Raw genomic sequence first — 13307 nt, forward strand, 5'->3', positions numbered from 1 at the left:
GGCGAGTCAGGACCTCTACAGGGATATGCCCGCGCGCATCAAAGCACAAGCCACAAACGACACCGCCCGTCTGTTTCACAACAGACGGGCGGTGTTTTTGCAGTGACCAACGGTTGATCAGTGCTTGGTGACCTTGTCCAGGTAACCCATGGCGAACGCCGAGACAACGAAGGTCATGTGGATGATCACGTACCACATCAAGTGCTCGGGATCGACGTTCTTGGCATCCATGAAGATGCGCAGCAGGTGGATCGAGGAGATCGCCACGATCGAAGCCGCGACTTTCATCTTCAGCGACGAAGAGTCCATGGTGCCGAGCCAGCTGAGCTTTTCCTTGCCTTCATCGATGTTCAGTTCAGAGACGAAGTTCTCGTAGCCGGAAATCATCACCATGACCAGCAGGCCGCCAACCAGCGCCATATCGATCAGCGACAGCAGCACCAGAATCAGTTCCGACTCGGCCATCGAGAACACGTTGGGCAGGATGTGGAAAACTTCCTGGAAAAATTTCAGTGCCAGCGCCAGCAGTCCGAGGGACAGCCCGATATAGATTGGCGCCAGCAGCCAGCGCGAGGCGTACATTGCATTTTCGATAAAGCGTTCCATTGAATCTCACACATGGGGGCTGGAAATGGCGGCGAGTATAACAGCCCCCTATGACAGCCAGAAACCGCCGGAAAATCCGCCACCTGCGTGTGTGGGTGATTTTTTTTCTGCTAGTGTCCAAACCATTGACAGCCCAGTGACTGTAGACAGGACGTGTGGAAATGGATGTGCGATTGCCGATAATGACCGCCGGAATATGCCTTGCTGTACTGCTCAGCGGTTGCTCGCCCGGCGACGAGAAACACGCCGCCAGCCTTGAAGAAAAGACCGCAAAGTTCGAACAGTCGCTGGACGCCATCACCGATTCGAAACTCAAGGACGCCGTCACCGAACTCGGCGGCTCACTGCTGCTGCTCGAACGCGCGCAGCTCAAACTCGCCGACAATCCACCGCGCACCGAATATGGCGAAGACGCCCTCGCCGTGCTCAAGCACTACCCTGCCCCGCAGACGCTGGTCGACACCTTCATCAATGGCCTGTTCGTGCTGCACAAGGACGCCAGTTCCGATTACCTCACCGATCTGCAACCGGTGTTCCCGTTCAACCTGAACATTCCCGGCGGCTTCCTGTTCCCCCATGGCGTGGAATGGCAGTCGGTGACGTTGAGCAACAAACGTGTGATTGCCTTTCAGCCGGAATGGTCGGAAACCGATCCGGGCATCCAGCTCAGCCCCTCCAGCTCCAACGTCACCAACCCCGATGACCTGACCGTGACCTACCCGTTCATTGACGGCCTGGACGTGGACAAGAAGACCCTGCCGCAACCGGTCAGCCTGCAAGGCCAGATCGAAGTCATCGCCCCACGTCGTCTGTACAGCTTCGACCTGACGCAAAAGGACGTCGGCCAGACCCGCAGCAATGACAACCTCAGCGTCAAACTGCTGAAGCTTGAAAACAACTACGCCGAAGTCGAATTCAGCAATAACCTGCCACTGGCCGAGGAAGTCGCGCAGACTCAGCTCAATCCGCTGATCGTCCAGGCCCGCGACAAGACCGGGCAGTACCTGGTACGCGCCGGCTCGATCAACGAAAGTCCGGAACAAGTGGCGTTCTACGAAAAGCAACTGGGCCACTTGCAACAGCAAAAGAGCTGGAGCGATACGCTTGAAAAACAACTCACCCAGGAACAGCAGGATTTCGAGCAGAAACACCCGCGTCGCTACAACAAGGTCTATTTCAATGGCCCGATCGAAACACTGGAAGTCAGCGTGCTGGATTTTTCCTCGGCGACCGTGACCCGCAAATCGCTGGATCTGCCGATTCGCACGTTCAATCAGCACACCACGGAGAAAACCATCCAGCCGCTGGATCCGTCAGTGACGGTTTACGACGACCTGGCAGTCAACTGGCTAAAGGGCGCGAGCCTGACCGAAGAACAATTGAAGGCCGGCATCCGCATTCATCAATCCGTAGAAGAGCCAAGCGCTGCACGCATCGAGTTTTCTCATCGCCGTACTTTCAACGATGAATTGCTTGGCGATGATTTCAGTCCGGGTGTCAGCCCCGTCACGTTCTTTACCGAAAAGCGCGGTGGCAAGCTCGATGAACCGATTGAATTGCCGCCCGAGGCCTATCAAGTCGATCCGTTGCGCGCGACGATCACTTACGACCTGAACCTGTTCCCGGAAACTCCGGCGATTGCCGTTGGCTCAATGCCGTTGTTTCTCGCCACAGTTGCCAAACAGGCATACGACGCCAAGTCTTTGCCCAAAGGCCTGGAGATCAAGAACAACCAGTTGGTGGTGGATCTGAAACTGTTCCCGCCCAACGAGTGGCGTTTCTTCGTCAAAGACGACAGTGGCAACTACCTCAAGCAGATTCTTTCAGTCAGCCACGACGCGGGCGCAGAAGGCCCGGCGTTGTTTGGTGTGCACTATTTTTACGGCCGCCCGACTCACGTAGAAACCTATCAGCGAACCGACCTCGCTACCGTGCAATACGGTTTTGAGGTCAAACTCGACAAGGCGCAGCTGCCTGATGCTGCCCCTTGAAGGGCAAGATCAAAAGATCGCAGCCTGCGGCAGCGCCTAAAGAGCGCGGCCGCGACCACCGTTGATTTGCCGCAACTGGGCTTGCAGGTGCAAGCTCCATATCTGCGGATCGTCAGCCAGTTCGTAGCCATGCAAGGTCAGACTTTCGACAATGGTGTCGAGTATCGATTCGGCGGCGACCGGCCCATGAAACGGGCCCTGAGCCTTGATGGCGGAAGGTTGTTCACCGGCCATGCCGGCGGCGAAGAGCAGCGTCCACATGCCGTTATCGCCGGCCAACGGCTTGATGGCGCATTCGATACGGGTCACCAGACCCAGGCATTGACGAGTGAGACAGAGGTTGCGCGACATGGCGGCGACCCTCGGTGAAGCCGGTATTCAGCCCCCACGGGAGGACTGGCTCGATCCAGTGATACTGTCGATATCCTTGAGCTGAGAATAGAAGAAAAGTCCGCTGCGCAAGCAAGATAGAACCAGAAGGCGCCGAATGGTCATTGTGTGAATATTGACGCCAGAGTTGTGGCGAATTTCAGATGGATTCACACCAAACAAATGTGGGAGCGAGCCTGCTCGCGAATGCGGAGTATCAGGCAACTTATTCGTCGTCTGATACACCGCTTTCGCAAGCAGGCTCGCTCCCACAGTTTTGACCGCGTTTAGGCTCAGGCTGGTTTGGCTTCGGCCAACGCCTCCTGCGCCAATTCCTTCTCGGCTTCCTTGAGGTCTTCTTCGCTGATCATCTCGGCGATGTCGCGCAAGCGCTCCACCACCCGTGCGTTGATGCTGCCTTCCGGGAATTCGCCATCGGCATTTGGTTCACCCGCCGGTTCGCCCACCAACAGACTCAACGCCTCATCGGCTTGACGCACTGCATACACGTGGAATTGCCCGGCACGCACCGCCGCCAGGACTTTCTCATCGAGCATCAGCGTGGCGACGTTGGCCTGCGGAATGATCGCGCCCTGCTCGCCGGTCAGCCCGCGTGCTTCGCAGAGACGGAAGAAGCCTTCAATCTTCTCGTTGACTCCGCCCACCGCCTGCACTTCGCCGAACTGGTTGATCGAACCGGTGATCGCGAAGCACTGCTTGAGCGGGGTTTTCGACAGCGCCGAAATCAGCGTGCACGCCTCGCCCAGCGAGGCACTGTCGCCATCGACGTAACCGTAAGACTGCTCCAGTGCGATGCTCGCGGAAATCGCCAGCGGGAATTCCTGGGCGTAACGGCTGCCCAGATACCCGGTTAGAATCATCACGCCTTTGGAGTGGATCGGCTGACCGAGGTTAACCTCACGCTCGATGTCGACGATGCCGCTGCCGCCCGGGTACACCGTGGCGGAAATCCGCGCTGGCACACCGAACGCCGAGTCGCCGACTTCGAGCACGGTCAGACCGTTGCACTTGCCGACCGCCGCACCATCGGTGTCGATCAGGATGATCCCGGCGAGCATGTCGTCGAGAATCCGCGCCGACACACGCCCGGTGCGCGTGGCTTTGGCCTTCAAGGCTCGTTCGATATGCCCGGCATCAGTCATCTCATCGCCGGCCAGATGACGAATGAAATCCGCTTCGCTGACCAGTTGGAACAGATCGCCAATGCGCGCCGATAAACGCCCCTGATGCTCGGCCAACCGTGCGCTGTACGTCGCCAGGCGCGCCACCGCATCGGCGGTCAGCGGCGCCATGCCTTCTTCCGATGTGCGGGTTTTCAACAGCTGGGCAAATTGCTCCAGGCTCTCGTCGACCATCGGGATGTCTTCGTCGAAATCGACCAGAACGCGGAACATCTCCTGGAAGTCCGGATCGAGGTCTTGCAACGTGTAGTAAAGCGACCGCGCACCGATGATGATGACTTTGACCTGCAACGGAATGTGCTGCGGGTTGAGGGTCACGGTGGCGAAACGGCCCATCTCGCCCAGCGGCGATTCCATTTTCAGCTTGCGCGATTGCAGGGCGCGTTTCAGCGCATCCCACACGAACGGCTCGCTGAGCATTTTTTCCGCTTCAAGGATCAGGAAACCGCCGTTGGCGCGGTGCAGAGCACCCGGACGCAACTGCCGATAGGTGGTGTAGAGCGCGCCCTGATCGGTGGTGTATTCGATGCGACCGAAAAGGTTTTCGTAAGTCGGGTGCGGTTCGAACACCACCGGCGCACCACCGCTCACCGGGTGGCCGACCACCAGACTCGGTGCGTATTGCTCTTCCAGCAGCTTGCGCGCAACAGCATCAGTCTTGCTGTCATCGACCAGTTGCTCGACCACGGTTTTCAGCAGATAGACCTGCATCGCTTGCAGGTAGCCGCACACTGCGGCGTTCTCGGCATATTTCTCCGACAACGGCGCCAGCAACGGCTGCAGGGCCAAAGTGATGGTTTCTTCGTTGAGCGCACGCAGTTGATTGTTCGACTCGCGTTTCCATTGCGGCAGGCTGGCGAGTTCTTCGTTCAGGCGCTCTTCGAGGCCGGAAATGTCATCGTGAAAGCGCTCGCGATCAGCTTCTGGCAATTGGGCGAATTCAGCCTCGTCCAGCGCCTTGCCATCGAGCATCGGCGTGAAGGCGATGTTGCTGCTGTCGCGGTACAGGGCGACGTCTTTTTCCAGGGCCAGACGCTCGATGATGTCGAGGGCTTTGTCGTAGCGCTGGTTGAAAGCGCGGTCGATGGCGCTTTTCTTTTGCTGGTAGGACGGGTGCTCGAACACCGCCGGAAACGTCGCCAGCAGGTTATCGATCAAGCCGTTGATGTCACCGATGAATGCGCCGGCAGTGCCCGAAGGCAATTCCAGTGCGCGGGGTTCGCGCGGCTCATCGAAGTTGTTGACGTAGACCCAGTCCGCCGGGGTCTGCAGGCGTTTGCCTTCGGCCTTCAGGTAGCGTTTGACGAACGAGAAACGACCCGTGCCGGGCTCGCCCATGACGAATACGTTGTAACCGGGGCGTGGCATGGCCACACCAAACTGCAAGGCTTCGACCGCGCGTTCCTGGCCGAGCACACCGCGAAAGGGCTCCAGATCATTGGTGGTAGTGAAGCTGAACTGTTCAGCGGAAAACGGACGGGTCAGCGCTTCGGGCGCAAGACGCAAGCTGGCAGCAACAGGATCAGGCATCGGGCTTCCTTAACAATCAGGCGGGGCGGATAGCGGCATTCTGGCGCTGCCCATACCCCACTGGCAAGGCGCGCCACATGACAAAGCATAGACAACCGGCTGCCCATGTCCCTGCGCCCATGAAATCGGGGTTATCGCCAAATCTTTTGTAAAAACTCACGGAACCCCAGGAACGTGCCTAAACTCCAAACTGCGCGGCTGGAACTAATACTGGCCCACTGGCACCGTCAGGTGTCAGAACCCTGTCCATTGGTATGCACACAAAGAGAACAAAGCTATGAAACGGATTCTTCTCGGTACTCTCTTCACCGCTGTATCCATCAACGCAATGGCGCAAGCTCCAGGCGGCCCGGATTGCGGTTGGGGCAACATGCTGTTCGAAGGTCAGCGTGGCACCCCGGCGCACTTCCTCGCTTCCACCACCAACGGCACTTCCGGTAACGCCACCTTCGGGATGACGTCCGGCACCAACGGCTGCTCGACCAACGCATCGCTGACCTACGGCGGCAAATCCTGGTTTGCCATGAATGGCATGATGAACGAGCTGTCCGAAGACATGGCCAAAGGCAACGGCGAAGCGCTGACGACTTATGCCGTGGTACTGGGCGTGGCGCCGGAAGACCGTGCGCACTTCGCTGCTGTGACTCACGAGCACTTCCAGCAGATCTTCAGCAAGGCTGACGTGACCGCTGAAGACGTGCATACCAACACCCTGGCCGTACTGAAATCGGATCCTCGTCTGGCCAAGTACGCAACTCAGGCTTAAGCTCGACCCCACCCGCTTCCTTCGGGAAGCGGGTTTTATTTTTTCGGCCCGCCCTCCTTGGGTCTTTATTTCTTTCCTGTTCAAGTTGCCGACTATGCTCAAACGCCTTGCCTGGCTGGCGCTCTGTGTCTGCGCCCCGCTGTCCGCCGCGCCAACCATCGACCCTCAACGTTTGCAGCAACTGGCCAACGACCGTTTCTGGATTTCCCTCGGTCACTACGAAACCGCCAAACTCGGCGGCTGGCGCAGCTATGTCAGTGACAAGAAATTCTTTCTCGCGCCCGATGGCAATGAACATCCCGACCGCGAACTGACGGCCACCGTGCAAGCGCTGTACGCCCCGGCCAGTCTCGGCGAGCAACATGCGCAATGCGTTTATCCGGCGCGCACTCGCTGGCTGAAAGCGCAACTCAATCTCAGCGATCTACCGACACCTGCATGCGCCGAGTACAAGAAGTGGTTCAAGGATGTTTCGCCGCACAGCGCGGTGATGATCTTCCCGGCGGCTTATTTGAACAGCCCGTCATCGATGTTCGGCCACACCCTGCTGCGCATCGATCAGGCCGATGTGCAGGCGGACAAGACGTCGCTGCTCAGTTACGCGATCAACTTCGGCGCCTACATCGAAGGTTCGGACAACAGCATTCTGTACGCCTGGAAAGGTTTGATGGGCGGTTATCCGGGACTGTTCGCTTTGGTGCCTTATCAGGAAAAACTCTCCGAATACCGCAGCCTGGAAAACCGCGACCTGTGGGAATACCGGCTCAATCTGACCCAGGAAGAAACCGCGCGCATGGTCGAGCATGTGTGGGAGTTGAAGCAGATCCAGTTCGACTATTTCTTCTTCGATGAAAACTGCTCGTATCGGCTGCTTGAGTTGCTGCAGGTGGCACGGCCGAGCCTGCGCCTGACCGAACAATTTCCGCTGACCGCCATTCCTACCGACACCGTTAAAGCGGTGAAAGAGGCCGGGCTGGTGGAAAGTATCGAATACCGCCCGTCCCGCGAGCGCGAACTGCTCAGCCGCGCCGAACCGTTGAGTGACGAAGAACAGCAATGGGTGCTGAACGTCAGCGCCGATCAGCAAGTGTTGCAGGATCCGACATTCAAAGCCCTGCCCCGTGCCCGTCAAGCATTGATCATCGACGCGGCTTATCGTCTGGAGCGCTACCGCGCCAACGGTCAGGAGCGTGATCCGCAACGGGCGCAGCGCAGTTTCGAATTGCTGCGGGCGATCAACAAAAACCCCGCGCCCGAACTGGAAATCCCACAACCGGGCTTGCCTGAAGATGGCCATGAATCACGCACCTGGCAGGCCGGTCTCGGCACCCGTGGCGACCGGGCGTTCGGTGAGTACGGCTTGCGCATGGCCTATCACGATCTCAACGACAACGCCGAAAGCTTCCCGCTCGGCGCGCAGATCGAAATCCTGCAGATGAAGTTGCGTCAATACGAAGGCAATCACTGGCAGTTCCAGCAACTGGATCTGGCGACGATTCGCTCGCTGACGCCGCGTAACGAGCTGCTGCAACCGCTGTCGTGGCAGGTCACCGGTGGTCTTGAGCGCGTACCGGGCAAGCATGATGACGAAACGCTGGTCAGCCATGTGAATGGCGGCGGTGGCGGCACGTGGGCGTTGGGTGACGATGTGTTGGGTTTTGCCCTCGGCACCGTGCGCGTTGAACACAACAATGACTTCGCCGAGTTCGTCTCCCCCGCCGGTGGTTTCAATACCGGCGTGCTGTGGAAAAACCCGCTGGGGAATATGAGCCTGGAGGCCAAGGGCGATTACTTCTTCAATGGCGAAGTGCGCCGCAGCCTGAGTTTGAATCAGCAGTGGGAGTTGTCGCGCAATCTGGGTTTGCGCCTGAGTGCGCAGCGTGAGTTCAGCCACCTTGCCACGCCGGAAACCGAGGTCATGCTTGAAGTGAAGTGGTATCACTACTGATCCTGAACACAGCACAAACCAATGTGGGAGCGAGCTTGCTCGCGAAAGCGGTGGGTCAGTCGATATCAGAGTTGCCTGACACGACGCCTTCGCGAGCAAGCTCGCTCCCACAGGGGATTTGTGGTGTTAATGGATTTTTCACGGGGCTTCGACAGCCGCCTCATGAATCCCCTTCTAGACTTTCCCCATAAGCCGGACAACCGGCGCGGGAGAGTGCGATGTGGCGGTGTGCGCGGTTGCTGGGTGTTGTGCTGTTGCTGGGCGGTTGCCAGACCACCCATGAAGACTTGATCGCCAAGGGTTATCCACCATCCTTCGCCGACGGCTTTGATGACGGTTGCATCAGCGGCCGCCAGGCAGCCGGTTCGATCAGCGGCGAGTTCCGCAAGAACGTGCCGCGCTATCTCAAGGACAAGCAATACGCCGAAGGCTGGACCGACGGCTTCCGCCAATGTCAGGCAATGCTCGAAAACAAGGATCGCGAAGAGTATCGCAACGAACACTGGGACGAACGCGAGCGCGCCTGGCAGCAACAAAAAGATCAGGACGCCGGACGGGCTTATCGCTCGCAATAGGTCGTTTCCAGAAATCCAGTGAAACCAAATGCCTGCGAGCATGGCCCAAACCTCATACGAGGAGGACACCATGAGTCGCGCATTCGTCAACGAAGACAACGCCGCCGCGCAAGCCGATCAGCCGGTCGAACGCCAGGTCAGCGAGCAGCCCAATTACGTCACCGCGCAAGGGCTGGCGCAGCTGCAGGCGAAAGTCGCTGAACTGCAAACCTTGCACGCCGAACAATCGGCCAAAGGTGAGCAGGCCGACAAGCAACGCCTGGCGGATCTGCAACGGGATTTGCGTTATTTCAATCAGCGCCTGAGCAGCGCACAAGTGGCGGTTGCCGCCACGTCTACCGAAAAAGTGCAGATCGGCAGTTGGGTGACCTACGCCGATGAGCACGACACCGAATGCCGCGTGCAACTGGTCGGCGAAGATCAGGCCGATGCCGGCAAAGGCCTGATCAATTGGGGTTCACCGCTGGGCCGGGCGCTGCTTGGCGCCCGACTCAACGACGAGGTGCTGTGGCAGCGCCCCGCCGGTGATCAAATGATTGAAGTGATCCGCATCGAACCGGCTTAAACCACGCCCTGCGCGAGCATCGCGTCGGCAACTTTGACGAAACCGGCGATGTTCGCGCCTTTGACGTAGTTGATACGCCCGTTCTCTTCGCCGTAGTGCACGCAGGCGTGGTGGATCGACTGCATGATCGCGTGCAGCTTGCTGTCAACCTCGCCCGCCGTCCACAGCAGACGCATGGCGTTCTGTGACATCTCCAGACCGCTCACTGCCACGCCGCCGGCATTGGATGCCTTGCCCGGGGCGAAGAGAATGCCGGCCTCGATAAAGATATCCACAGCCTCCAGCGTGGTCGGCATGTTCGCCCCTTCGGCCACGCACACGCAGCCATTGCGCAACAGCGTACGCGCGGCTTCGGCGTCGAGTTCGTTCTGCGTGGCGCACGGCAGCGCGATGTCACACGGCAACGACCACGGCAGTTGACCGGCGCGGAATTCCAGATCGAACGCTGCCGCCAGTTCGCTGATGCGTCCGCGCTTAACATTTTTCAGCTCCAGCAGTGCCAGCCACTGCTCTTCGCTCAGCCCAGCTTCGCAATACAACGTGCCTTCTGAGTCGGACAGGGAAATCACCTTGCCGCCCAGATCCATGACTTTGCGCGCGGCGTATTGCGCCACGTTGCCGGAACCGGAAATCGCCACGCGTTTGCCTTCGACGGTCTGCTCGCGGCGCTTGAGCATTTCTTCAGCGAAGTACACGCAACCGAAACCCGTGGCTTCCGGACGAATCAGGCTGCCGCCGTAGGTCATGCCTTTGCCGGTGAGGACGCTGGTGAACTGGTTGCTCAGGCGTTTGTACTGGCCGAAGAGGAAGCCGATCTCACGCGCACCGACACCGATATCACCGGCCGGCACGTCAACGTCGGCGCCAATATGGCGATACAACTCGCTCATGAACGCTTGGCAGAAACGCATGACCTCGGCGTCGCTCTTGCCCTTCGGATCGAAGTCCGAGCCGCCCTTGCCGCCGCCCATGGGTAACGAAGTCAGGGAGTTTTTAAAGGTCTGTTCGAAGGCGAGGAATTTCAGCACGCCCAGGTTCACCGAAGGATGGAAACGCAAGCCGCCCTTGTACGGGCCGATGGCGCTGTTCATCTGGATGCGGAAACCGCGATTGACCTGCACTTTGCCTTGATCGTCGACCCATGACACGCGGAACACCACCGCTCGCTCCGGTTCGCAGATGCGCTCCAGAATTCCTGAAGTCAGGTAATGCGGATTGGCTTCAAGATACGGCCACAGGCTGCGCAAGACTTCTTCGACGGCCTGGTGAAATTCGGGTTGATCCGGGTCGCGTTTTTTCAGACGAGCGAGGAAGGATTCGACGGATTCGATCATGGGAAAAGTCTCGGCAAATTTATTGTCGTTGGAAGAGATTGGGCCGGACTGTAACAAACGGATCGCGCACAGGAACAGAGCAAAATGTCGCAGTTATGAAATTAAATGGTGCACAGGATATAAATAATGCTGATTTTTTACCCTGTTTTGCACCTGAATGGTGATATCGGATTAACGCCATGCACCAACAGTTACACCGCATTCGCGAGCAAGCTCGCTCCCACATTTTGAAATGCGTTCCCCTGTGGGAGCGAGCTTGCTCGCGAAGGGTTCGACTCGGTTAAACCTGAAAAACACAGGCAAAAAAAACGGAGCCCGAAGGCTCCGCTCTTTATGCAACCAACCCGAATCAGGCCAGTTTCTTGTGACGTACCCGGTGTGGCTGGGCAGCTGCTTCGCCGAGACGCTTTTTGCGATCCGCTTCGTACTCGGTGTAGTTACCTTCGAAGAAGATCGCTTGCGAGTCGTCTTCGTACGCCAGGATGTGCGTCGCGACGCGGTCAAGGAACCACCGATCGTGAGAGATCACAATCGCAGCGCCCGGGAAGTCCAGCAGGGCTTCTTCCAGGGAACGCAGGGTTTCAACGTCGAGGTCGTTGGACGGTTCGTCGAGCAGCAGGACGTTGCCGCCCTCCTTCAGGGTCAGCGCCAAGTGCAGACGACCGCGTTCACCACCGGACAGGTCCTTGACGAACTTCTGCTGATCGCCGCCCTTGAAGTTGAAGCGACCGACGTAGGTACGCGACGGGATCTCGTAGTTGCCGATGCGGATCTGGTCGGAACCGTCGGAAATCTGCTGGAACACAGTCTTGCTGCCATCCAGGTCGTCGCGGCTCTGATCGACGCAGGCCAGTTGCACGGTTTCGCCGACTTCGATGCTGCCCGAATCTGGTGTTTCCTTGCCCATCAGCATGCGGAACAGGGTCGACTTACCGGCACCGTTACCGCCGATCACGCCAACAATGGCGCCTTTGGGCATCGAGAACGACAGGTTGTCGATCAGCACGCGATCGCCGTAGCCCTTGGTGACGTTCTTGAATTCGATAACCTTGTCGCCCAGGCGCGGACCGGCCGGGATGTAGATCTCGTTGGTTTCGCTGCGCTTCTGGAATTCCTGCGATTGCATTTCTTCGAAGCGTTGCAGACGAGCCTTGGATTTCGACTGGCGGGCTTTCGCGCCTTTGCGCACCCACTCCAGTTCTTCTTTCATGGCCTTTTCGTGAGCCGACTGCTGCTTGGATTCCGCAGCCAGACGATCGGACTTGGCTTCGAGCCAACCCGAGTAGTTGCCTTCGTACGGAATGCCCGCGCCGCGGTCGAGTTCGAGAATCCAGCCAGCCACGTTGTCGAGGAAGTAACGGTCGTGCGTGATCGCTACCACGGTGCCCGGGAAGTCGTGCAGGAAGTGCTCCAGCCACGCCACCGAATCGGCGTCCAAGTGGTTGGTCGGTTCGTCGAGCAGCAGCATGTCCGGGGCGGACAGCAGCAGACGGCACAGGGCCACACGACGTTTTTCACCACCGGACAGGTGTTCCACTTTCGCGTCCCACGCTGGCAGACGCAGCGCATCGGCGGCGACTTCCAGTTGGCGCTCAAGGTTGTGACCGTCGCTGGCCTGCAGGATCGCTTCGAGCTTGGCTTGTTCGGCAGCGAGCTTGTCGAAGTCGGCATCCGGATCGGCGTAAGCGGCGTAGACCTCGTCCAGACGCGCTTGCGCATCCTTGATCACGCTGACCGCTTCCTCGACCACTTCACGCACAGTCTTGGTTGGATCAAGTTGCGGCTCTTGCGGCAGATAACCGATGTTCAGGTCCGGCATCGGACGGGCTTCGCCTTCGAACTCGGTGTCGACGCCGGCCATGATTTTCAGCAGCGTGGACTTACCCGAACCGTTGAGGCCGAGTACGCCGATCTTGGCGCCGGGGAAGAACGACAGCGAAATGTTTTTGAGAATTTCCCGCTTCGGCGGAACAACCTTGCCCAGCCGATGCATGGTGAAGACGTATTGAGCCATGGAGAACCTTGGGTCAGTGACAGATGAATGATTGCAGCGCGGGCGATGCCCGGCCAGACCATGCGCGTCGTTCACTTGATGGTTATCAATGCGTGCGCGCTGAAAAAGTCTGAGTCTAGGAGCTGGACCAGACGCTGTTAAAACGTAACGAGCGAAGGAAAGACAAGGCGAAAACAGGCGAGGACCGGTCGGAGTCGCGCTCGACTTTACGGGTTGTAAATGAGCAGTCCGAGCCTGTTTTCAACGCAGTATTTCCGAGCGCAGTAGTTTTAACAGTGTCTGGGCTCCCGCGTAACCGGCAAAGCTACCTGAATGACGGAAGGCAGTCCAGCCGAGCGGGGCTGGCACTTCGCCACGACTCAAGGCATGCTAGCCGCCCTTTGGGCGTCCGGCTTATAGTGCACGTC

At 58.6% G+C, this 13307-nt stretch carries 10 protein-coding genes; 5 read left to right on the plus strand and 5 right to left on the minus strand.

Annotated elements, in window-relative coordinates:
• Window positions 1-117: 117 nt before the first annotated feature.
• On the minus strand, window positions 118-606 hold the full coding sequence (locus tag ACRRSD_RS11135) for a TIGR00645 family protein (RefSeq protein WP_007909801.1): 489 nt from the start codon (window positions 604-606) through the stop codon (window positions 118-120).
• 161 nt (window positions 607-767) lie between these two features.
• Here ACRRSD_RS11135 and ACRRSD_RS11140 point away from each other — a divergent pair, with 161 nt between their 5' ends.
• Window positions 768-2597 (plus strand): hypothetical protein, encoded by a 1830-nt coding sequence (locus ACRRSD_RS11140; protein ID WP_435038082.1) that lies wholly within the window; start codon window positions 768-770, stop codon window positions 2595-2597.
• 36 nt (window positions 2598-2633) lie between these two features.
• Here the strand turns inward: ACRRSD_RS11140 and ACRRSD_RS11145 are convergent, their stop codons facing one another.
• Both ACRRSD_RS11145 and ACRRSD_RS11150 read right to left on the minus strand, forming a co-directional pair.
• Window positions 2634-2948, minus strand: a complete 315-nt coding sequence (locus ACRRSD_RS11145) for a hypothetical protein (RefSeq protein ID WP_007909799.1) — start codon at window positions 2946-2948, stop codon at window positions 2634-2636.
• Between the two features lie 311 nt (window positions 2949-3259).
• Window positions 3260-5698, minus strand: a complete 2439-nt coding sequence (locus tag ACRRSD_RS11150) for a Lon protease family protein (RefSeq protein WP_435038083.1) — start codon at window positions 5696-5698, stop codon at window positions 3260-3262.
• A 277-nt stretch (window positions 5699-5975) separates the two neighbouring features.
• Between ACRRSD_RS11150 and ACRRSD_RS11155 the strand changes: the two genes are divergently transcribed.
• From ACRRSD_RS11155 to ACRRSD_RS11170, 4 genes are all read left to right on the plus strand, one after another.
• Window positions 5976-6464, plus strand: coding sequence for a DUF3015 domain-containing protein (locus tag ACRRSD_RS11155; RefSeq protein ID WP_007909797.1), 489 nt, complete (start codon window positions 5976-5978; stop codon window positions 6462-6464).
• Window positions 6465-6558: 94 nt separating this feature from the next.
• On the plus strand, window positions 6559-8412 hold the full coding sequence (locus ACRRSD_RS11160; protein WP_435038084.1) for an Lnb N-terminal periplasmic domain-containing protein: 1854 nt from the start codon (window positions 6559-6561) through the stop codon (window positions 8410-8412).
• A gap of 218 nt (window positions 8413-8630) precedes the next feature.
• The gene (locus ACRRSD_RS11165; protein ID WP_435038085.1) at window positions 8631-8987 is read left to right on the plus strand and encodes a hypothetical protein; all 357 of its coding nucleotides are present in this window, start codon (window positions 8631-8633) and stop codon (window positions 8985-8987) included.
• A 70-nt stretch (window positions 8988-9057) separates the two neighbouring features.
• Window positions 9058-9552 (plus strand): GreA/GreB family elongation factor, encoded by a 495-nt coding sequence (locus tag ACRRSD_RS11170; RefSeq protein ID WP_435038086.1) that lies wholly within the window; start codon window positions 9058-9060, stop codon window positions 9550-9552.
• Here the strand turns inward: ACRRSD_RS11170 and gdhA are convergent.
• Entirely contained in the window at window positions 9549-10886 is a 1338-nt protein-coding gene (gene gdhA / locus ACRRSD_RS11175; RefSeq protein ID WP_435038087.1) for an NADP-specific glutamate dehydrogenase, read from the minus strand. The genes ACRRSD_RS11170 and gdhA overlap by 4 nt on opposite strands.
• Before the next feature lie 349 nt (window positions 10887-11235).
• On the minus strand, window positions 11236-12900 hold the full coding sequence (ettA, locus tag ACRRSD_RS11180; protein WP_007909789.1) for an energy-dependent translational throttle protein EttA: 1665 nt from the start codon (window positions 12898-12900) through the stop codon (window positions 11236-11238).
• Window positions 12901-13307 lie beyond the last annotated feature (407 nt).

The sequence above is a fragment of the Pseudomonas neuropathica genome (assembly GCF_051174785.1).
In the GTDB taxonomy this organism is placed as follows: domain Bacteria; phylum Pseudomonadota; class Gammaproteobacteria; order Pseudomonadales; family Pseudomonadaceae; genus Aquipseudomonas; species Aquipseudomonas neuropathica_A.

Excerpts from the sequence above, each read along its gene's own strand:
- ACRRSD_RS11135 (WP_007909801.1), bottom strand. The coding sequence starts at position 606 with ATGGAACGCTTTATCGAAAATGCAATGTACGCCTCGCGCTGGCTGCTG.
- ACRRSD_RS11140 (WP_435038082.1), top strand. The coding sequence starts at position 768 with ATGGATGTGCGATTGCCGATAATGACCGCCGGAATATGCCTTGCTGTA.
- ACRRSD_RS11145 (WP_007909799.1), bottom strand. The coding sequence starts at position 2,948 with ATGTCGCGCAACCTCTGTCTCACTCGTCAATGCCTGGGTCTGGTGACC.
- ACRRSD_RS11150 (WP_435038083.1), bottom strand. The coding sequence starts at position 5,698 with ATGCCTGATCCTGTTGCTGCCAGCTTGCGTCTTGCGCCCGAAGCGCTG.
- ACRRSD_RS11155 (WP_007909797.1), top strand. The coding sequence starts at position 5,976 with ATGAAACGGATTCTTCTCGGTACTCTCTTCACCGCTGTATCCATCAAC.
- ACRRSD_RS11160 (WP_435038084.1), top strand. The coding sequence starts at position 6,559 with ATGCTCAAACGCCTTGCCTGGCTGGCGCTCTGTGTCTGCGCCCCGCTG.
- ACRRSD_RS11165 (WP_435038085.1), top strand. The coding sequence starts at position 8,631 with ATGTGGCGGTGTGCGCGGTTGCTGGGTGTTGTGCTGTTGCTGGGCGGT.
- ACRRSD_RS11170 (WP_435038086.1), top strand. The coding sequence starts at position 9,058 with ATGAGTCGCGCATTCGTCAACGAAGACAACGCCGCCGCGCAAGCCGAT.
- gdhA (WP_435038087.1), bottom strand. The coding sequence starts at position 10,886 with ATGATCGAATCCGTCGAATCCTTCCTCGCTCGTCTGAAAAAACGCGAC.
- ettA (WP_007909789.1), bottom strand. The coding sequence starts at position 12,900 with ATGGCTCAATACGTCTTCACCATGCATCGGCTGGGCAAGGTTGTTCCG.